Annotated in this window: 17 protein-coding genes; 6 read left to right on the forward strand and 11 right to left on the reverse strand. The window is 67.6% G+C overall.

What is annotated here, in order from left to right; genetic code table 11:
• Positions 1–5 precede the first annotated feature (5 nt).
• Both AC06E7_RS04630 and AC06E7_RS04635 read right to left on the reverse strand, forming a co-directional pair.
• Entirely contained in the window at positions 6–311 is a 306-nt protein-coding gene (locus tag AC06E7_RS04630; protein ID WP_478063232.1) for a type II toxin-antitoxin system TacA family antitoxin, read from the reverse strand.
• A gap of 147 nt (positions 312–458) precedes the next feature.
• Positions 459–1,532, reverse strand: a complete 1,074-nt coding sequence (locus AC06E7_RS04635; RefSeq protein ID WP_068854192.1) for a 3-deoxy-7-phosphoheptulonate synthase — start codon at positions 1,530–1,532, stop codon at positions 459–461.
• A 301-nt stretch (positions 1,533–1,833) separates the two neighbouring features.
• On the opposite strand from AC06E7_RS04635, the gene AC06E7_RS04640 reads away from it, so the two are divergent.
• Positions 1,834–2,997: a serine hydrolase domain-containing protein gene (locus AC06E7_RS04640; protein ID WP_478063235.1), complete on the forward strand. Its 1,164-nt coding sequence runs from the start codon at positions 1,834–1,836 to the stop codon at positions 2,995–2,997.
• 69 nt (positions 2,998–3,066) lie between these two features.
• Here the strand turns inward: AC06E7_RS04640 and groL are convergent, their stop codons facing one another.
• Positions 3,067–4,716 (reverse strand): chaperonin GroEL, encoded by a 1,650-nt coding sequence (gene groL / locus AC06E7_RS04645; RefSeq protein WP_093534776.1) that lies wholly within the window; start codon positions 4,714–4,716, stop codon positions 3,067–3,069.
• Positions 4,717–4,806: 90 nt separating this feature from the next.
• Entirely contained in the window at positions 4,807–5,094 is a 288-nt protein-coding gene (locus AC06E7_RS04650) for a co-chaperone GroES (protein WP_068854195.1), read from the reverse strand.
• A gap of 279 nt (positions 5,095–5,373) precedes the next feature.
• On the opposite strand from AC06E7_RS04650, the gene AC06E7_RS04655 reads away from it, so the two are divergent.
• The 4 genes from AC06E7_RS04655 to AC06E7_RS04670 all read left to right on the forward strand — a co-directional run bounded on the left by AC06E7_RS04655 (position 5,374) and on the right by AC06E7_RS04670 (position 10,591).
• On the forward strand, positions 5,374–7,158 hold the full coding sequence (locus tag AC06E7_RS04655) for an endonuclease (RefSeq protein WP_478063236.1): 1,785 nt from the start codon (positions 5,374–5,376) through the stop codon (positions 7,156–7,158).
• A gap of 147 nt (positions 7,159–7,305) precedes the next feature.
• Entirely contained in the window at positions 7,306–7,644 is a 339-nt protein-coding gene (gene cutA / locus AC06E7_RS04660) for a divalent-cation tolerance protein CutA (protein ID WP_478063238.1), read from the forward strand.
• Positions 7,644–10,010, forward strand: coding sequence for a protein-disulfide reductase DsbD domain-containing protein (locus AC06E7_RS04665; RefSeq protein ID WP_249833192.1), 2,367 nt, complete (start codon positions 7,644–7,646; stop codon positions 10,008–10,010). The genes cutA and AC06E7_RS04665 overlap by 1 nt, the downstream gene beginning before the upstream one ends.
• The gene (locus AC06E7_RS04670; protein ID WP_095363059.1) at positions 10,007–10,591 is read left to right on the forward strand and encodes a TlpA family protein disulfide reductase; all 585 of its coding nucleotides are present in this window, start codon (positions 10,007–10,009) and stop codon (positions 10,589–10,591) included. Before AC06E7_RS04665 ends, AC06E7_RS04670 begins: the two co-directional genes overlap by 4 nt.
• Here the strand turns inward: AC06E7_RS04670 and AC06E7_RS04675 are convergent.
• The 3 genes from AC06E7_RS04675 to AC06E7_RS04685 form a co-directional block, all read right to left on the reverse strand.
• Positions 10,567–13,203 carry an excinuclease ABC subunit UvrA gene (locus AC06E7_RS04675; RefSeq protein WP_478063241.1) on the reverse strand — a complete coding sequence of 879 codons (2,637 nt, stop codon included), beginning with the start codon at positions 13,201–13,203 and terminating at the stop codon, positions 10,567–10,569. The two genes, AC06E7_RS04670 and AC06E7_RS04675, sit on opposite strands and share 25 nt — an antisense overlap.
• Positions 13,204–13,272: 69 nt before the next feature.
• Positions 13,273–15,816, reverse strand: coding sequence for a methyl-accepting chemotaxis protein (locus AC06E7_RS04680; protein ID WP_249833194.1), 2,544 nt, complete (start codon positions 15,814–15,816; stop codon positions 13,273–13,275).
• Positions 15,817–15,964: 148 nt separating this feature from the next.
• Entirely contained in the window at positions 15,965–16,651 is a 687-nt protein-coding gene (locus AC06E7_RS04685) for a cysteine hydrolase family protein (RefSeq protein ID WP_478063243.1), read from the reverse strand.
• 93 nt (positions 16,652–16,744) lie between these two features.
• Here AC06E7_RS04685 and AC06E7_RS04690 point away from each other — a divergent pair, with 93 nt between their 5' ends.
• Entirely contained in the window at positions 16,745–17,716 is a 972-nt protein-coding gene (locus tag AC06E7_RS04690) for a GlxA family transcriptional regulator (RefSeq protein WP_478063245.1), read from the forward strand.
• On the opposite strand, the gene AC06E7_RS04695 is transcribed toward AC06E7_RS04690, so the two are convergent.
• The 4 genes from AC06E7_RS04695 to AC06E7_RS04710 are packed head-to-tail and all read right to left on the reverse strand — an operon-like array spanning position 17,675 to position 20,848.
• Positions 17,675–18,496: an SDR family oxidoreductase gene (locus AC06E7_RS04695; protein WP_478063247.1), complete on the reverse strand. Its 822-nt coding sequence runs from the start codon at positions 18,494–18,496 to the stop codon at positions 17,675–17,677. The two genes, AC06E7_RS04690 and AC06E7_RS04695, sit on opposite strands and share 42 nt — an antisense overlap.
• A gap of 18 nt (positions 18,497–18,514) precedes the next feature.
• Positions 18,515–19,522 carry a bestrophin family protein gene (locus tag AC06E7_RS04700; protein ID WP_478063249.1) on the reverse strand — a complete coding sequence of 336 codons (1,008 nt, stop codon included), beginning with the start codon at positions 19,520–19,522 and terminating at the stop codon, positions 18,515–18,517.
• Positions 19,523–19,553: 31 nt separating this feature from the next.
• On the reverse strand, positions 19,554–20,060 hold the full coding sequence (locus AC06E7_RS04705; protein ID WP_426805154.1) for an Ohr family peroxiredoxin: 507 nt from the start codon (positions 20,058–20,060) through the stop codon (positions 19,554–19,556).
• A 32-nt stretch (positions 20,061–20,092) separates the two neighbouring features.
• Positions 20,093–20,848, reverse strand: coding sequence for an SDR family oxidoreductase (locus tag AC06E7_RS04710; RefSeq protein ID WP_478063251.1), 756 nt, complete (start codon positions 20,846–20,848; stop codon positions 20,093–20,095).
• Positions 20,849–20,931: the final 83 nt, after the last annotated feature.

Consider the following 20,931-nt stretch of genomic DNA (forward strand, 5'->3'; position numbering starts at 1 on the left):
AGGGCTCAGCGTTCCCAGGGCGCCGGCGTGCTCAACAACCGGCGCAGGGCAAGGTTGTCCTCCAGCGGTGCGTCCAGCAGCGCATTGAAGCGCTGCAGCTGCTGGGCATTCAACGTGAACTGCGTCTGGTCGGCCAGCACCTCGCGCGCCCTGTCGCACGCGGCATCCAGGATGAACTCGGTGCGATTCACGCCACTGATTGCTACGGCACGATCGATCAGATCCTGCTTATCGGCAGGGGCCCGGAAATTGATGACTTTGCTTGCGGTTCCCATGGGAAGCACCCGCACGTTGCTGGACTGTGCATACATTGTACATACACCCTGTAGGACCCTCAAGTGAGGCCTGCAGTCTGCAGCGCCGGGCGCGCAGTATCCAATTGATTCTCTTCAACAAAACCAGGCTTCCGGTAGAGCGGATCTTTCGTGGAGCCGGCCGCCGGCCGGCTCCCTGCGGGGTCAAGCCGCCTCGGCCAGACGCCGCGCGCGCCGCGCACGCACGGCCTCGGCCAGCGCTTCGAGTACCTGCAGCGAACTGTCCCAGCCGATGCAGCCATCGGTGATGCTCTGCCCGTACACCAGCGGCTGGCCTTCCACCAGTTCCTGGCGGCCGGCCACCAGATGGCTTTCCACCATGACGCCCACGATGCGCTCTTCGCCTGCCGCCAGCTGTGCGTTGATATCGGCGATCACCTTCGGCTGGTTCTCCGGATTCTTGCTGCTGTTGGCGTGGCTGGCATCAATCATCAATCGCGCCGGCAGCTGCGCCTTGGCCAGCGTCTGGCTGGCGGCATCCACGCTGGCGGCATCGAAGTTGGGCACCTTTCCGCCGCGCAGGATCACGTGGCAATCCGGGTTGCCGGCGGTAGCGACAATGGCCGTATCGCCCTGTTTGGTCACCGACAGGAAATGATGCGGGTTGGATGCGGCCCCCACCGCGTCGGCGGCGATCTTGATGTTGCCGTCGGTACCGTTCTTGAAGCCGACCGGGCACGACAGCCCGGACGCCAGCTCGCGATGCACCTGGCTTTCGGTGGTACGCGCGCCAATCGCGCCCCAGGCAACCAGGTCGGCGATGTACTGCGGCGAGATCACATCCAGGAACTCCACGCCGGCCGGCAGGCCCAACTTGTTGATGTCGCGCAGCAGGCCGCGCGCAACGCGCAGGCCCTTGTTGATCTGGAAGCTGCCATCCAGGTCCGGGTCGTTGATCAGGCCCTTCCAGCCCACCGTGGTGCGCGGCTTTTCGAAGTAGACGCGCATGACGATTTCCAGTTCGCCCGCGTACGCATCGCGCAGCGGCTTCAGGCGCTGCGCGTATTCGATCGCCGCGACCGGGTCATGGATCGAGCACGGGCCGATCACCACCGCCAGGCGGTCATCGCGGCCGTGCAGGATCTCGTGCAGTGCGGCGCGCGAGGCGCTCACCGTGGAGGAGGCTTCATCGTCGCAGGGCAGCATCGCCAACAGCTGCGCCGGCGGGGTCAACGGTTCGATCTTGCGGATGCGCAGGTCGTCGGTGTGGGGGGGCATGGGGGTGTCTCCTGGAAGGTGGGGGTCCCCAGCGCGGCGGCAACAAAAAAGCCGCCAGGTGCGCTGGCGGCTTTCGGGAATGCGTCTGAAGGTTTCTTCAGGGTGAGCGCATGCCTTCCTCCGCCGGTGGCTTCGGAAAGTAATACCAAAAGTAGGAATTGGCGTGGCGTGCGTTCATTGGGGAGTATTGATAGCACAGGGGTTTGGGAGTGCCAACTGTTTCATTCGCAACTGGGGTGCAGTGTTCAGGGCTGCAGGCCCGACGGTACGATTGGCGCCGAGACCCGGAGGAGTGCCGTGCATGCGCCCGTTCGTCCTGATGTTCTCCCTGTTGATGCCCGCGTCCGTTGCGCTGGCCGCCGCCCCACCCCACGCGCTGCCGTCCCCGCCCGCAGTGGATGCGCAGATGCAGCGTCTGATGCGGGCAACCCAGGCCCAGGGGCTGGCGTTGGCCGTGATCGATGACGGCAAGGTCGTGCAAGTGCACGCGGCCGGCAAGCGCAATGCGGCCGGCGAGCCGCTGCAGCCGGACACCATCATGTATGCCGCGTCGCTGACCAAGGCGGCGTTTGCCTACATGGCGCTGCAGCTGGTGGACGACGGCATCGTGGATCTGGATCGCCCCATCGCCGCCTACCTGGACCGTCCACTGCCGGAGTATCCGGCCGACAAGCGCTACGCGCCCTGGCCCGACCTGAAGGATGACCCGCGCTGGCAGCAGATCACCCCGCGCATGCTGCTCAGCCATCGCAGCGGTTTCTCCAACTTCGCCTTCCTTGAACCGGAGGGAAAACTGCGGCTGCATTTCGACCCGGGCACGCGGTATGCGTATTCCGGGGAAGGGCTGATCCTGCTTCAGTTCGTGCTCGAACAGGGCGTAGGCCTGGACGTGGGCAAGGAAATGCAGCGGCGGGTGTTTGATCGCCTCGGCATGACCCGTACCAGCATGACCTGGCGCGCGGACTTCGCCGGCAACCTGGCCGACGGCTGGACCCAGGATGGCAGCACCGAACCGCATGACGAGCGCAGCCGTGTGCGGGCGGCGGGTTCGATGGACACCACCATCACCGATATCGCGCGGCTTGCCGCAGCGCTGGTGAGCGGTGAAGGCCTTTCGCCCGCATCGCGACGTGAGCTGGTGCGCGCGCAGTGGCCGATCACCACCGCCTCGCAGTTCCCCACGCTGCAGGACGAACTGCCCCCGGCGAAGCGGCGTGCCGACCTTGCCGCCGGGCTGGGCGTGGTGGTGTTCGACGGCCCGCAGGGCCATGGTTTCTACAAAGGCGGGCATGACGACGCGGTGGGCAACACGATGGTCTGCCTGGAACGTGGCCAGCGCTGCGTGGTGATCCTGGGCAACGATGTGCGCGCCGAAGCGGCATTCCCCGCACTGGTGCGCTACGTTTTGGGTGACACCGCCGTGCCGTGGACCTGGGAATACGGCAACAAGGTGTTTGTCCCATAACGAAAGAACCCCGCCTTTCGGCGGGGTTCTTCGTTTACAGCACGACAGGGTGTCGCGTGTGCGGGGACCTTAGAAGTCCATGCCGCCCATGCCACCCATGCCGCCCATGCCGCCGCCTGCTGCGCCGGCGCCGTCATCCTTCTTCGGCGCTTCGGCCACCATCGCTTCGGTGGTGATCATCAGGCCGGCGATCGAGGCAGCGTTCTGCAGGGCAGAACGGGTCACCTTGGTCGGATCCAGGATGCCGAACTGCAGCATGTCGCCGAACTCGCCGGTGGCGGCGTTGTAGCCGTAGCTGCCGGTGCCTTCCTTGACCTTGTTGACGATCACGGACGGCTCTTCGCCGGCGTTGGCGACGATTTCACGCAGCGGGGCTTCCATCGCGCGCAGGGCGATCTGGATGCCGTGGTTCTGGTCTTCGTTGGCACCCTTCAGGCCAGCCAGCGCGGTGACCGCACGGACCAGGGCAACACCGCCGCCCGGCACCACGCCTTCTTCGACCGCCGCACGGGTAGCGTGCAGGGCGTCGTCGACGCGGTCCTTCTTTTCCTTCATTTCGATTTCGGTCGACGCACCGACCTTGATCACGGCAACACCGCCGGCCAGCTTGGCCACGCGTTCCTGCAGCTTCTCACGGTCGTAATCGGACGAGGTGTCTTCGATCTGGGTCTTGATGCGGGCCACGCGTGCCTGCACCGCGTCCTGGTCGCCCTGGCCGTCGACGATGGTGGTGTTTTCCTTGGAAACCTGCACCTTCTTGGCGCGGCCGAGGTCGGCGATGGTCGCCTTCTCCAGCGACAGGCCGATTTCTTCGGAGATCACGGTGCCGCCGGTCAGGGTGGCCATGTCTTCCAGCATCGCCTTGCGACGATCGCCGAAGCCCGGTGCCTTGACGGCCACGACCTTGACGATGCCGCGGATGGTGTTGACCACCAGGGTCGCCAGCGCTTCGCCTTCGACTTCTTCGGCCACGATCAGCAGCGGCTTGCCGGCCTTGGCGACGCCTTCCAGCACCGGCAGCAGGTCACGCACGTTGGAGATCTTCTTGTCGTGCAGCAGGATGTACGGATCATCCAGGTCGGCGGTCTGCGCCTGCTGGTTGTTGATGAAGTACGGGGACAGGTAGCCGCGGTCGAACTGCATGCCCTTGACCACGTCCAGCTCGTTTTCCAGGCCCGAGCCTTCTTCAACGGTGATCACGCCTTCCTTGCCGACTTCACGCATCGCTTCGGCGATGATGTTGCCGATCGACTCGTCCGAGTTGGCCGAGATCGTACCGACCTGGGCAATCGCCTTGTCGTCGGCGGTGGGCTTGGAGATGTTCTTCAGCTCGGCGACGGCGGCGACGACGGCCTTGTCGATACCGCGCTTGAGGTCCATCGGGTTCATGCCGGCAGCCACGGCCTTGGCGCCTTCGCGGATCAGGGCCTGGGCGAGCACGGTGGCGGTGGTGGTGCCGTCGCCGGCGTCATCGTTGGTACGCGAGGCGACTTCCTTCACCATCTGCGCGCCCATGTTCTCGAACTTGTCAGCCAGTTCGATTTCCTTGGCGACGGACACGCCGTCCTTGGTGATGGTCGGGGCGCCGAAGCTCTTTTCGAGCACGACGTTGCGGCCCTTCGGGCCCAGGGTGGCCTTGACGGCATTGGCGAGAACGTTGACGCCGCGCACCATGCGGGCGCGGGCGTCTTCACCGAAACGAATTTCCTTGGCAGCCATTGCGATTACCTTTTATGTGGCGCCGGGCGATGCCCGGCTGCGTTGATCTGAAAAAAGAAGAAGCGGCGGGGCGAGCCCGGCGGCGCAAACTCAGCCGATGACGGCGAGGATGTCGTCTTCGCGCAGGACCTTGTATTCCACGCCTTCGCTCTTGTAGGTGCTGCCGGCGTACTGGCCGTAGATCACCTTGTCGCCAACCTTCAGCGACGGCGCGCGCACGCTGCCGTTGTCCAGCGGCTTGCCCGGGCCCACGGCCACGACTTCACCCTTGGTCGACTTTTCCTTGGCCGAGTCGGGGATGACGATGCCGCCGGCGGAGACTTCGTCGGCTTCGATCGGCTTGACCACAACGCGGTCGTGAAGCGGCTTGATGTTCATGCGTGCCTCTTAAGTTGTTGATTGGTTTGAAAAAGTCCGGCGATCTTAGCACTCACCCCAGGTGACTGCCAGCACCGCTCGTGAAAAAACCCGCCAGTGCGGGACAGGGCAGAGATGGTGCTGTCCCGAGCCCTTTCAAGGGGGTGCCGACGAATTCCCCCAGACCGCCATTTTCTTGACGCACGTCCCACTGCGGAGTGCCGAAGCCGACAAATCGATAGTTGTGTCATATGGATTAGCTAGATTCGGTCGGCAAAACCCAATCACAAGGAGACGTAGATGAGGTTGCTCACACCGCTGTCCCTGGGGTGCCTGTTGGCGCTGGCCGCTGGTTCCGCCCAGGCGGACGTATTCATCAATGAACTGCATTACGACGACAGCACCCCGGCCGGGGATGTCGGCGAAGCCATCGAGGTGGTCGCCACCGGCGGGGAGGACCTCAGTACCTACCGGCTGTACCTGTACAACGGCAGCACTCCGTCGGCGGCCACGGTCTATGCCAACAACGCCGTGCCGGCCGGTACCGCCGCCGGCTGCGGCAAGGCCAGCATCGCCACCGTCACCTACCCCACCAACGGCCTGCAGAACGGCGCCAACGACGGCATCGCGCTGGTGGATGCCAGCGGCAAGGTCATCCAGTTCATCAGCTACGAAGGCACCATCACCGCCTCCGGCGGCCCGGCCGCCGGGCTGACCAGCCAGAACATCCCGGTCAGCGAGAGCAACAGCACCGCCCCGGGCACGTCCCTGCAGCTCACCGGCAGCGGCAGCCAGTACACCCACTTCACCTGGGCCGGATCGGCGGCGCAGACCTTCGGTGCCTGCAACACCGGCCAGACCTTCAGCGGCGGCGGCGGCACCGGGCCCAACACCCCGCCGTCGGTGAGCACCACCACCCCGGAACAGGGCGCAACCAGCTTCCCGGCCGCTGCCGACCTGGCCGTGACCTTCAGTGAAAGCGTCACCGTCAGCGCCGGTGCGTTCACCCTGAGCTGCGGCCAGTCCGGCACGGTGCCGCTCACCCACGCCAGCAGCGGTACCCGCTTCACCCTGTCGACCAACACCGCGCTGGTGGCCGGTGAAGCCTGCCGCTTCGACATCCGTGCCGCGCGCATCAAGGACGCCCAGGGCGCACGACCGGCGGCCGACACGCGCATCGCGTTCACCGTGGCCGCCGGCGGTACCGATCCCGGTCCGGACCCGGATCCGGGCAGCTACTACTCGAAGGTCAACACCTCCAGCCCCAGCCAGCTGCGCTGCTCGCTGCACGCCACCATCAAGGGCCACACCTCGTACCCGTACAGCGGCACGGGCACCAGCACGTGGACCATCCTGGAAATCGCCGACGAGGATCCCAACAACAGCGGCCGCATCCTGGACGCGTACCGCAACCGCAGCTACGCCAAGGTCACCGACCGGGCCGGCACCGGCAGCGGGTTGACCTACAACCGCGAGCACACCTGGCCCAATTCACTGGGCTTTGCCAGCACCACCGGCGACAAGGGACTGCCCTACGCGCCCTATACCGATACCCACATGCTGTACCTGACCGATGCGCAGTGGAACGCGGACCGCGGCAACAAGCCGTTCGCCAAGTGCGACAGCAACTGCGGCGAGCGCGCCACCGAGGCCAACAACGGCACCGGCGGCGGCAGTGGCGGCTATCCGGGCAATTCCAACTGGGTGCGCACCCCGGACGGGAATGCCGGCACCTTCGAGGTGTGGGGCCACCGCAAGGGCGACATGGCGCGTGCGGTGATGTACATGGCGATCCGTTATGAGGGCGGCAAGGACGCAGCCACCGGCCAGTCCGAACCGGACCTGGAGCTGACCGACGACCGCAGCAGGATCGTGAAGACCTCGGCCTCGCCGGCCTACATGGGCCTGCTCTCGACCCTGATCGACTGGCACCTGTCCGACCCGCCGGATGCCGCAGAAAAAGCCCGTAATGAAGTGATCTACAGCTTCCAGGGCAACCGCAACCCGTTCATCGACCACCCGGAATGGGGCACGCCTGCCCTGTTCACGTCGGCCAAGCCGGCGACCTGCGAGTTGGCGAACTGAGGCATCCCGAGTTGCCGGCCAGGGGCCGGCACCAGGACAATACGGTGCCCCGGCCACCCGCCGGTGCCACCGGGATTCGATTCTCCGGCCGGTTCCCAGGCGGAACCGGCCGGCATCGCCAGGCCGCGATCTCTATACTCGGCGGTCATGTCGACCCCCGATCCCGTATTCATCCTCCTGACCACCTGCCCCGATGCGGCCACCGCCACGCGGCTGGCGCATGCGCTGGTGGAAGACCGCCTGGCCGCCTGCGTGACCCGGCTGGACGGGGCGCACTCGACCTACCGCTGGCACGGTGAGGTGACCGAGGACGCTGAGGTCCAACTGCTGATCAAGACCACCGGCAGCCGCCTGGATGCGGCCATCGCGCGCGTGCAGGTGCTGCACCCGTATGAACTCCCCGAGTGCATCGCGGTCGAAACCCGCGCCGGCCTGCCGGCGTACCTGGATTGGATTCGGGCCCAGACCCGAGAGGAAACTGATTGATGACGCTGTTTCGTCGTGTTGCGGCGCTGTGCGCGCTGTTCGTGGTGTCCCTGCCGGCACTGGCCGTCAGCGAGAAAGACCTGCTGCCGGTGGATGAAGCCTTCGGGCTGAGCGCGCAGGCGCGCGACCGCGACCGTATCGAGGTGAGCTGGAAGATCGCGCCGGGCTACTACCTCTACCGCCACCGCACTACGGTCAAGAGCGACGCCGGCTTCAGTGCCGAGGCGCTGCAGATGCCGGCCGGCAAGAAGCACCACGATGACTTCTTCGGCGAAGTGGAAACCTACCGTGAGCGGCTGACCGCCGTACTGCCCGGCAAGGCTGCCGACGGTGCTGAAACGGTGACGCTGGAAGTGCGTTACCAGGGCTGCGCCGATGCCGGCGTGTGCTACCCGCCGCAGAAGCGCAGCGTGCAGGTCACGCTGCCGGGTGGCAGCGCCCGCGCCGACAGCGCCATGACCCCGGCCTTGGGCGCCGCCGCCGCGTCGCCGTTCAACAACCCGCTGGCCGGCAATGCCGCCGGTGGCCTGCGCCTGCCCGGCGCGGCCAGCACCCCGTCACTGCCGCTGCCGTCCGAACGCGCCTTCGGCTTCGAAGCCATCGTCGGCGATGGCAATACCGTGCTGCTGCGTTTCAGTCCGGCGCCGGGCTACTACCTCTACCGCGACCGCACTTCGCTGAAGCTGGAAGGCGCCCCGGGCATCCGCGCGGACAAGCCGCTGTGGCCGGCCGCCAAGTCGCACCGCGACGAGCACTTCGGCGATGTGTCGGTGTATTTCGACCAGGTCGATGTGAAGCTGCCGCTGCGCCGCAGCGTGGCCGAGGCCGCCGATGCCACGCTGGTGATCACCTTCCAGGGCTGCCAGACCGATGGCATCTGCTACCCGCCGATGACCCGGCGGGTGAAGCTGGCGCTGCCGGCCGGCAAGGTCAACGCCAGTGCGGGTGAAGAAGCGCGCCGCAGCGAAGTGATCGCCCCGCTGGTGACGCGCGATAAGCGTGCGCAGGAACGCGAGGCCAACGGCATTGCGACCCAGCCGATGCTGATCCGCCCGAACGAACCGGCGCTGGCGCTGCCCGCCGACGGCACGCCCGACGCCAGCGCCGACAACGACCAGCGCACGCGTCCGCCGGGCAGCAGCGGCAGTGCCACGCCGATCACCCTGATCACCGCGTTGCTGCTGGCCCTGGCCGGCGGCCTGATCCTCAACCTCATGCCGTGCGTGCTGCCGATCCTGTCGCTGAAGGTGCTGGGCGTGGCGCAGAGCGGCGAAAGCCGCCAGCGCGCGCGCAGCCACGCGCTCTGGTACACGGCAGGCGTGCTGGTGGCGTTCGCCGCGATTGGCGCACTGGTGCTGGCGCTGCGTGCCGCCGGGCAGGCGGCGGGCTGGGGCTTCCAGCTGCAGCACCCGTGGTTCATTGCCGCACTGGTGTACCTGATGTTCACCGTGGGCTTGAGCCTGTCCGGGGTGTTCACCCTGGGCGGCAGCCTGGGCGGCGTGGGCCAGTCGCTGGCCTCGCGCAGCGGACCGATGGGCGATTTCTTCACCGGCGTGCTCGCCTGCGTGGTGGCCAGCCCGTGCGTGGCGCCGTTCATGGGGGCGCCGCTGGCCTATGCCTTCACCGCACCGGCGGTGCCGGCGATGCTGGTGTTCCTGATGCTGGGCCTCGGCCTGGCGCTGCCGTTCCTGCTGATCGGCTTCGTGCCTTCGCTGGCCAAGCGCCTGCCGCGCCCGGGCGCGTGGATGGAAACGCTGAAGCAGGTGCTGGCCTTCCCGATGTATGCCACCGCGCTGTGGCTGCTGTGGGTGCTGGGCAAACAGCGTGGCGTGGATGCCATGGCACTCGTGCTGGCCGGGCTGGTGGTGCTGGGCCTGGCGCTGTGGTGGTTCGAGCGCAGCCGCTGGCGCAGCCAGCGCGTCGGTGCCGCATTGGCGCTGGTGCTGCTGCTGGGCGCACTCGTGCCGGTGTGGGGCGTGACCCGCATCGCTGCACCGGCCAAAGCCGCACTGGCCGCGGCCGACAACGTGGTGGCCTATTCGCCGCAGATGCTCGACCGGCTGCGCCAGGACAACCGCGTGGTGTTCGTCAACATGACCGCCGACTGGTGCGTGACCTGCAAGGCCAACGAACGCGCGGTGCTGGGCACCCAGGGTTTCGAGGAAACCCTGCGCCGTACCAACGCGGTGTACATGCGCGGTGACTACACCAACGTGGACCCGGAGATCACCGCGTTCCTGGAAGAGCACAAGGCGGTCGGCGTGCCGCTGTACGTGGTCTACGGCCCCGGCGCACCGCCGACCGTGCTGCCCACCGTGCTGACCCAGGCGCTGGTGGAAGAAGCGCTGCTGCGCACCGCGCGATGAGTACCCCGCCGCCCCGTACCTCGTTGATGGTGGTGGCGGCGCTGGCTGCGGCGCTGGGGTTGGGCACCGGCGTGTACTACGTGGCGCGCACGCCACAGGAAACGGGGTTTCCTGCGGTGGGCCGCCCGGCCGCCGCGCCGGCCCAACCCGGCGATGCGATGCCGGCCATCACCCTGCCGGACGTGGATGGCACGCCCGTGGACTTCGCCCGCTTCGGTGGCCGCCCCCTGTTGATCAACGTGTGGGCCAGCTGGTGCGGTCCGTGCGTGGAAGAGATGCCCATGTTGGCCGCGTTTGCCGCTGCACAGCCGGCCGATGGCGTGCAGGTGGTGGGCCTGGCCATCGATACGCCGGACGGCGTACGCGATTTCCTTGACCGCGTGCCGGTGACCTACCCGATCGTGATCGAGCAGCCAGCGCCGGATGACGCCAGCGTGCGCTTGGGCAACGCCCAGGGTCTGCTGCCCTACACGGTGCTGGTGGGCGCGGACGGGAACATCGTCAAGCAGAAACTGGGGCCGTTCGCAGATGGGGAAATCGAGCAGTGGGTAGGCAGTCAGGCGAAGAACCGCCGCAGGTAGCCCGCCGTCCTGCCTGCTTTCGATCGGCTCACCTGCTCGGGTGTTCCCGCCGCCACGATCTGCCCACCCTGCTCGCCCGCGCCAGGACCCACATCGATCACCCAGTCGGCATCGGCCACCACGCGCAGGTCGTGCTCGACCACTACCACCGTGTTGCCCGCATCCACCAGCCCGTGCAGCTGCACCATCAGCTTGTCCACGTCGGCCGGGTGCAGGCCGGTGGTCGGCTCGTCGAGCACGTACAGGCTGTTGCCGTGCTGGCTGCGCTGCAGTTCGGTGGCCAGCTTGATCCGCTGCGCTTCGCCACCGGACAGTTCCGTGGCCGGCTGGCCCAACCGCAGATAGCCCAGCCCGATGTCGCGCAGCAGCTGCAACGGACGCTGCACGACCGATTCACCGGCAAAGAACGCCAGCGCCTCTTCCACCGTCATCGCCAGCACCTGCGCGATGCTGCGGCCGTTCCACTCCACCTCCAGCGTCCTGGCGTTGTAGCGCTGGCCGTGGCAGGTCGGGCATGGCGCGTACACACTGGGCATGAACAGCAGCTCCACGTGCACGAAGCCTTCGCCTTCGCAGGTTTCGCAGCGGCCCTGCGCCACGTTGAAGGAAAAGCGGCTGGCGCTGTAGCGCCGCGCCTTGGCCATGCGGGTACCGGCGAACAGCTTGCGCACGTGGTCGAACAGGCCGGTGTAGGTGGCCAGGTTGGAACGTGGCGTGCGCCCTATCGGCTTCTGGTCCACGTTCACCAGGCGCTTGATCGCCGTGTGACCGGCATGCAGGCGGCCGCGGGTGCGCTCGATCCGGCTGGGTTGTGGCAGGTCATCGTCCGCATCGGGCGCCACCGGCTCATGGCCCAGGTGCTCACCCACCAGCTCCACCAGCGCCTGGCTGACCAGGCTGGACTTGCCCGAGCCGGAGACACCGGTAACCGCGCAGAACGTGCCCAGCGGGAAGCGTGCATCCAGCCCGTGCAGGTTGTTGCGGTGGATGCCGCGCAGCTCCAGCCAGCCGGCAGGCGTGCGCGGGCTGCGGGTGGCACGGTCGTGCTTGCCGAACAGGTAGGGTGCAGTGGCCGATGCGGCGACGCCGCGCAGCCCCTCGGGCTCACCGCTGTACAGCACCTGCCCACCGTGCTGGCCCGCACCGGGACCGACATCCACCAGCCAATCGGCACGGCGCAGCATTTCCAGATCGTGCTCCACCACGAACAACGTGTTGCCGCCTGCCTTGAGCTGGTCAAGCGCGCCATACAGGGCCTCGCCATCTGCCGGATGCAGGCCGGCGGTGGGCTCATCCAGCACGTACACCACGCCGAACAGGCTGGAGCGGATCTGGGTGGCCAGGCGCAGCCGCTGCAGCTCACCCGGTGACAGCGTCGGGGTGGCGCGGTCCATCGACAGGTAGCCCAATCCGAGCGATTCGAGCGTACCGATGCGCTCCACCAGATCGTGCGCGATGCGCTGGGCAGCGATGCGCTTTTCCTCGGACAGGTCGGGCGTGCGGCGCACGTCACTGCTGCCTTCGTGCAGCAGCCCGCCGTTCTCCACCCGCAGCTGTTCGGCCCTGCGCCCGGCCGCGCGGCTGCGCGTTGCCCCCTTTGCCGGCGCGTTGAAGCGGCCTTCCGCCGCCGGCCGCAGCGCCTCGGCCATCGCCGCCAGCGACAGCTGGGACAGCGCGCCGATGTCCATGCCGGCGAAGGTCACCGACAGGGCAGCACGCTTGAGGCGCTTGCCGTCGCAGACCGGACAGACCGTACCCACCATGTAGCGCGCCACGCGCTTCTTCATCATGGCGCTCTGGGTGGTGGCGAAGGTGTGCAGCACATAGCGGCGCGCGCCACTGAAGGTGCCCATATAGCTGGGCTCTTCCTTGCGGCGCAGCGCGGCGCGGGTTTCTGCCGGAGTGAAGCCGGCATACACCGGCGCCACGGGCTGCTCGTCGGTGAACAGGATCCAGTCGCGCTGCTTCTTCGGCAGGTCGCGCCAGGGAATGTCAACGTCGTAGCCCAGCGTCACCAGGATGTCACGCTGGTTCTGCCCGTGCCACGCCGGCGGCCATGCGGCGATGGCGCGCTCGCGGATGGTCAGCGAGGGATCGGGCACCATGGACTGTTCGGTCACTTCATACACGTGGCCCAGGCCATGGCAGTTCGGGCAGGCGCCCTGCGGTGTGTTCGGCGAAAAGTCCTCGGCATACAGCATCGGCTGTCTGGCCGGATACGTACCAGCGCGCGAATACAACATGCGCAGCAGGCTGGACAGCGTGGTCACGCTGCCCACGCTGGAGCGTACGCTCGCGGTGCCGCGCTGCTGCTGCAGCGCCACCGCCGGCGGCAGGCCTTCGATGGCATCCACATCAGGCACGCCCACCTGGTCGATCAGGCGGCGCGCATAGGGTGACAACGACTCCAGGTAGCGACGCTGCGCTTCGGCATACAGTGTGCCGAAGGCCAGCGAGGACTTGCCGGATCCGGAAATTCCCGAGAACACCACCAGCGCATCGCGCGGGATGTCCACGTCGACGTTCTTCAGGTTGTGCTCGCGCGCCCCGCGCACGCGGACAAATGCGTTGCGGGTCTGGGCGGGAGACGATGTTTTTCGACGTGTGCTCATGGTGGGAAGCATACCGCCGGTGGCGCCGCCCATTGGGCGGCCCACGTAGACGCCGCAATCACGAACCCATCACGCTACCGCAGGACGAAGCCCGCGCACTACCGCAGGCCGTGCCACCACGAACGCCGCCACCGCTTCGGACAACAGAGCCGCCTGCCGCTGCATCGCCTGCGCGGACGCCGAGGCTTCCTCCACCATCGCCGCGTTCTGCTGCGTGCTGCCGTCCATCTGCAACAACGTCTTGCCTACCTGCTCGATGCCCACGCTCTGCTGCTGCGAGGCCGCCGCGATGCTGGCGCTGATCGCGGTGACCTGCCCCACGCTGCCGACGATGCGGCGCATGGTGGCACCAGCCTCGCCTACCAGCCGGGTACCGGCGTTGACCGTCTCCACCGAGGTCTCGATCAGCTGCTTGATCTGGCGGGCGGCATCGGCGCTGCGCTGGGCCAGCAGGCGTACTTCGCCCGCTACCACCGCGAAACTCCGGCCCTGCTCGCCGGCCCGTGCGGCTTCCACCGCAGCGTTGAGGGCAAGGATGTTGGTCTGGAAGGCGATGCCGTCGATCACCCCGGTGATGTCGCCGATGTGCCGTGAGGAGGCGGCGATGTCGTGCATCGTGGACACGACCTGTGCCACCGCGTTGCCGCCCTGCCCCGCAATGGCAGCGGCATCCATCGCCAGCTGGTTGGCCTGCTGCGCCGAATCCGCGTTCTCGCGCACGGTTGCAGTGAGTTCCTCCATGGAGGACGCGGTTTCTTCAAGATGCGCCGCCTGCCGTTCCGTGCGTTCGGCGAGGTCACGGTTGCCGGCCACGATTTCACCAGCCGCGCCGTTGATCGCCGCGGTGGCGTGCTGGATGCGCGCCACGATGTCGGCCAGCTGTGCCACGCTGGCGTTGGCATCGTCGCGCATCTGCGCGAACACGCCCTGGTAGTCACCCTGCATGCGGACGCCCAGGTCACCGTGCGCCAGCCCGGACAGCAGCGCCTGCAGCCCGGCCAGGTTGCCCTGGAAGGTATCCAGCAGGCGGTTGATGCTCACCGCCAAGGTCAGCACGAAACCCTGCTTGTCGTTCACCGCGATACGCGCCTGCAGCTGACCCTGCGCGGCGGCGTCCACCAGCGCGGCCACTTCGGTTTCGACCGTGGTTTCCAGCGCGCGGCTGCGCCATTCCACCGCGGCTCCCAGCAACTGGTCGTGGTCGAGGATGGGGTTGAGTACCAGCTGATAGCGGATTCCGCCCTGCTCGATCTCGTGTGCACTGGCATGGCCGCGCTGCAGCTGCGCGGCGACGCCCGCAAACACCGGATGCAGCACCTGCGCCGGTTGGCCCTGCCACTGGCTGGGCGTGCAGCCCAACGCAGTGCACAGCGCATGGTTGAGGAAGCCGATGCGGCCGTCAGGCTCCAGCACCATCAAGCCGGTCTGGGCACTGTCCAGGGCCTGGCGCGCACGGGTGTTGTCGCGCGCGGCGGCCCGCTCGGCCTCGATCCGGCCGCGCAGCCGTTCCTGCATATGTCGCAGGCGTTGCGCCAGCTGGCCGAACTCATCGTGCGGGTTATGCACGACCAGCACCGTATCCAGCCGGTCCTCGGCGATGTCCTCGGCGAAGCGCAACGTGTTGGCAATCGGGCGTTGCACCGCCTGCAGGGTCAGCAGCAGCGTGGCGATCAGCAACGCAGCCACCAGCAGCAGCGTGACCGCGAACACCACCGTCATCGCCCTCGCCTGCGCCTGCAGGCGCCCACGCGCGGCCTCCAGGGCCATTGCCTGCGCACGCTGCACCTGCTCGAGCGACGGCGCGATCTGTGCAGCGGTATCGGCCAGCGACTGCGCTTCCACATCCAGCCCGACCCGCGCGGCGGTGTAGCCAAGCAGTGCACCCTGGTAGCTGTCCATCGCGGTGCGAAGCGCGTCCTGTGCGCCCGCCGGCACGCCCGGCGCTGCCAGCGCCAGTTCGAACGGCAGCTTGGCTTCGCTGGCGCGGTCGGCATGGGTGGAATCGCCAGTGAGCAACAGCAGCGCTTCCTGACGGCGGATGGCCTGCCACTGGGCGTCCAGTGCGGGTTGTTGCAGGGGGGCCAGCTCGGCCTCCATCGCAGCAGCGGCGGCCTCCAGCTGCGCGCGCAGCCCGGCCTCGCCCCTTCCCATTTCATCCACGCGTGCATTCAGCGCGTTGATCCCCTCGGCAAACTCGCCGATGCGGGTGGCCAATGCCCTGAGTGAAGCCGCATTGCCGTTGGCGGCGGCGGTGCGCTGCAGTGCCTCCAGCGACACCTGCAGGCGCTGGCGTGCCTGCTGCAGCGCCTCCCGGTCGGCATCGTCGAAGCTCGCTGCGTAGCGGGTCTGCAGGCGGCGGGCATCGGCCACCTGGGTGCCCAGTGCCGCCATCAGGCTGGTCGCCTGCTGATGGGAGGCGAAGGTGTCGGCGGCGCGTTCGCTGTTGTACCTTGTCCAGGCGTAGACGGCGGCCACCAGCAGCAGGCCCGCTGCACAGGCCACCAGGCTGATTTTCAGCTTGCGCGCCACGCTGAGCCGGCGCAGCGATGACAGCCAACGCAACAGCGTGCGCCAGGCGGGAAGGGAACTACCACGGCGGGGAACGGCCGACATCACGTACTCCAGGCGGAATGACGCATCGATATCGGCCGTATCTGCATGGACTTTAGGGTTTGCTGCACGCCCTGCCCGACGCGTTGTGCGGTGGACACGTTGTAGCGCGCGCAGGCGACCGTACGATGACGGCCGCCCACGCCATTGCTCAGTGCTGCACCGGCAACGCCAGCACCGCCTCGGTCGACATCACGCTGCCGAAGGCATCGGCGATTTCAGTCAATGCCGCGCGGTGCAGCAGCTCGGCCGGCAGCGTGCCTTGCCCAGGCAGCGCCTGGATGCTCCGGGTGGCGACCGCATCGGACGCCACGATCACCTCGTACCCCCGCGGCACCGCATCACGCGCAGCACCGGCCACGCAGGCGTGCGTCATCAGTCCGCTGATGAGCAGGGTGCGGATGCCTTGGGCCTTCAGCTGATCATCCAGGTCGGTACTGGCGAAAACGCTGACCGTTCGTTTGCTTACCAGGTGGTGGCGCGGGCCGGGCTGCATGCCGGCGATCAGGGCGGCACCTTCAGTGCCTTCGGCGAAGACCGGTGCCGCCGCCGGGTTCAGGTGCTGCACGTGGTACACCGCAATCCCGTTGGCATCTGCCATCCGCACCAGCGCCTGCGCGTTGGCCAGCGCGGCAGCGCCATCGGGAATGGGCAGGCGCCCACTGTAGTACTCGTTCTGGAAATCGATCACCAGCAGCGCGGCGCTGCCGGCGTCCAGCGTCTGTGGGGGAACCGCACCGCCCAGCGCGCGCAAGGTGGGCGCCTCGGCATCAGGAATCGCGGTAGCCGGGGCCGTCAGGCTCATGCCGGCGAGCAAAGAAAGGATCATGGCGTTCATTCGTGAACTCCGTTGGGGAATGAGCCAGCATTGTTGGGGACCCCCGGCGCGGCCGACAGTGGCCCGAATGCCATTCCCTGCTAGGATCGGGCCATGCTGCCAGACCACCACCCGCACCACGTCGTCGTGGTCGCCTACCAGCAGATCAGCCCCTTCCACCTGGCCGTGCCGTGCACGGTGTTCGGCGAGGACCTGGCCCGGCTCGGCGCACCGCGCTACCGCGTGACCGTGTGCGCCGCCGAACCCGGCCCGCTGCAGACCCCGGCCGGCTTCAGCCTTGGCATCGCGCATGGACTGGAGGCCCTGGCCGAGGCGGACACCATCGTGGTGCCGGCCTGGCGCGACCCGGCTGAACCGGCGCCCCCGGCGCTGCTGGAAGCGCTTCACGATGCCCATGCGCGTGGCGTACGTCTGGTCGGGCTGTGCCTGGGCGCGGTGGTGTTGGCGCAGGCCGGCCTGCTGGACGGTCGTCGTGCCTCTACCCACTGGGTGTTCATGGATGACGTGGCTGCACTGCACCCGCGCGTGCAATTGCAGCGCGACGTGCTCTACGTGGAAGACGGCACGCTTTTGACCTCCGCAGGTACCGCAGCAGCCATCGACTGTTGCCTGCACCTGGTGCGGCAGGACCACGGTGCCGAGGTTGCCAGCCGCGTGGCACGGCGCATGGTGGTGGCCCCGCATCGCCAGGGTGGGCAGGCGCAGTACATCGAGCAGCCCCTGCCGGTGACCTGCGGCGACGACAGGCTGGCAGCCGTGCTCGAGTGGGCCGCGTTCCATCTTGCCGAACCGCTGGGCATCGATGCGCTGGCCGACCGCGCCCGGATGAGCCGACGCACCTTCACCCGCCATTTCCGCGCCGCCACCGGCACCACCTTCAACCAATGGCTGCTGGAACAGCGGCTGGCACGTGCGCAACGCCTGCTGGAAACCAGCGACAGCTCGCTGGACAGGGTGGCCCAGCACGCAGGCTTCGGCTCCACGGAGTCACTGCGTAGTCATTTCAGCCGCGCGTTTGGCGTGTCACCCGCTGCTTACCGGCGTAAGTTCCACGCTGTCACCTAGCGGATCGGGAAGATTGACGCGCGGCCGGTTGCCAGGCAGGTGGCTGGCCAGCCAATCGATGAAACGCGTAGTACCCAACAGCGCGCCCGGCTCGGGGGTCAGCGTGGCATCTTTCAACAGCGCACCGTAGTAGCGCGCCTCCGGATCTGCCACGACCGGACGCTGGTCCTGGTTGAAGTACATCACCCACTTCACCAGCTCGAACAGGCGATGACGCTCCGGGCCAGCGACCTGTACCGTGTGGCCGCGAGGCGGTGCGGTGGCAACCTGAGCGACCAGGGCGCCCAGATCGTCGGCGGCCACCGGCTGCACCTTGGCTGGCGACAGGTGCAGCACGTCACGCGCAGCGACGGGCGGGACCAGCTGGGCCATGAACTCGAAGCACTGGGTGGCACGGACCAGCGTGGCCGGAAGGGGCGCCCGGCGGATCAGGGCCTCCTGAATGGCCTTGGCCCGGAAGTAGGCGCTGTCCTGCAGGTAGGGAGTGCCCACCACGGAGAGGCCAACGTAGTGCGCAACGCCGGCGCGATCACAGCCCGCCAGCAGCTGCGTGGTGGCGCGCTCGAAGTACGCGGTGACATCGGGATCTTCGAAGATCGGTGCATTGCCCGCATCCACCACGACCTCCATCCCATCCAGCGCTTCATCCAGCCCATGCCCACCGACCACATCCACGCCGTTGCGCCGCGATGCCGCGCGCACGTCGTGGCCCTGCGCGGCCAACTGCTCCACCACGCGGCTGCCAATCAGCCCGTGACCTCCGATGACGACGATCTTCATGTCCGTGCTCCCGATGGGCTACATCACGATGGGGCTGGCCGGAACCTGCGGCACCGGAATGTCGCGCTCATCCAGCAGCAGGCGCAGGTCCAGCTCGATGGAGGTGCACAGCTGCGAAATCGGAATGTCGTTGGCGCCACCTTCGAAGGGATTGGCGCTGCTTTCGCCGACCTGGTCCAGCGCGGCGTACATCCACGACACCAGCACGCTCAGCGGAATCGCCAGCCACACCATGTGCCCGGCCATCGCCCCGCCCACGGTGTCGTTCATGGGTGCCAGCAGGTCGATCATGCCCAGTGGCAGCAGCAGGCACAGGATGCGGACAAAGATCACGTTGATCACCGCGTACTGGCGCGGATAGGGGTAGTTCTTGATCCGTTCGCTGCGCGCCTGCTGGTCGTGCAGGTCACGCAGCACGCGCTGCAGTTCGGCGAAGCTGGCCTGCGGTATGTCACCTGCATCCAGCAGCTGACGCAGCGATGCCCCCTGCAGGGAAAGTACTTCGGTGGCCTTGCCGCCAGCGCCCAGGATGCGCGAGCGCTCTTCGGGAGTGACGTACTTGATCAGTTCGGCATCCAGCGTGCGCACCTTTTCCGGCACGTCATAGCGCTTGCGGTACTCGACGTTGGGCGCCAGCTGCACGGTCTCCCAGGGTTTGGCTTCGCGCATCTGGTAACGCAGCGCGGTCAGCCACGCCAGGTGGCGATATACCAGCCGCCGGGTGTGTTCGGGATGGGCCACGTAGTCGCGGCTCATCGTGCCCCACAGGCGGCTGGCGGCCGTGATGGAGGCCCACACCTGCTGCGCTTCCCACAGCCGGTTGTAGGTCTGGGTGTTCTTGAAGCCTGCGATCAGCGCCACGCTGGTACCGAGCATGAAGATCACGTTCCATGGCACCGCCAGCCAATGCATTCCGCCCAACTGGTACAGCGCCACCAGCGCCACATCCAGCAGGATCAACAGATACAGCGGGCGGCGGGTCCACAGCAGGAATTCGGTGAAGGTATAGGAGCGGCCGGCGTGCATGAGGGTTTTCTCCAGCAGGGGGAAACGCCGCTCAGGGGGCGGCGGTGGGCACCACGCTCACCACGTGGGTGATGCCGTTGCGGAACATCTTTGCGTAGGGGCAGACACGTTCGGTGTTGCGCACCAGCTCGGCGGCCACGCCCGCCTCCAGGCCGGGCAGATAGGCTTCCACCTCGGCCGACAGCAGGTACAGGCCGTCGATGGGGTCGCGCGAGAAGGTCACCGCCACCTCGATGCAGGGGTCCACCAGCACCAGCCCGGCACGGCTGGCCAGCAGGTTCATCGCGCCGTGGAAGCAGGCCGCATAGCCGGCAGCCAACAGCTGCTCGGGGTTGCTGCCGCCGCCCGGGCCGCCCAGCGAGGAAGGCAGGCGCAGGTCGAGCGACAAGGCGCCATCGTCGGAGACGACAACGCCCGAAGCGCGTCCGTGTCCCGTTTCGCCGCCGCTCACCCGCACCCGCCCGGTGTAGAGCGGGCGCACCTCGTCGCCACGGTACTTGTCGAGGACGGCGGGCGACGGCGGCTTCAGGTCGGACATGGCGTTTCCACGGGGTGCGGGCGGACGGGCAATCAGTTGCTGCGTACCAACCCGGACTGCTGCAGCCAGGCATCGAAGCCCTGGCGGCCCAGCCACGCCTGGCCGACCGGCACCAGCGTGTCGTCCTGCAGTTGCGCACCGAAGTACGGTGCCTGTGCGTCGCCCACCACCTGGCGGGGATCGTGGGTGCGGTCGAGGAAGCGCTGTGCCAGTTCATCCATCGGTGCGCGCTCCGGGCCGGCGATCTCCACCAACCCATTGACGGCAGGCTGCAGCGCGATGCGCGCCACTGCGTCGGCCACGTCGTCCGCCGAAATCGGCTGCACCAGCGCGGTGGGCAGGCGCAGAGCTTCACCGGCGGACTGCAGGATGCCCGGCAGGAATTCGAAGAACTGGGTGGAATGGGTGATGGTGTAGGCGATGCCCGCCTCGCGGATCAACCTCTCCTGCGCGATCTTGCCGCGGAAGTAACCACTGGCTGCCAGCTTGTCGGTGCCCACCACGGAAAGGGCCACGTGATGGCGTACGCCGGCCTTGGCTTCGGCGGCCAGGATGTTGCGCCCGGCGGTCTGGAAGAAGGCCAGCACCGCCGCGTCTTCGAACGACGGCGAGTTGGCCAGGTCGATGACCACGTCGGTGCCGGCCATGGCCGCCTCCAGGCCGTCGCCGCTGATGATGTCGATGCCGGTGGACGGTGCGGCGATGACGATGTCATGGCCGGCCGCGCGCAGGCGGTCGACCACCTTGCTGCCAATGCGGCCGGTGCCGCCGATGACCAGGATCCTCATGTTCTTGCTCCAGGGGTGGAAGACGGAACCCCGGGGGCCGGGGCATGTGACGATGCTAGGCAGGCCGCTGCGGCGGCAGTAGG

The organism is Stenotrophomonas sp. Steno-Z4 (assembly GCF_056393145.1).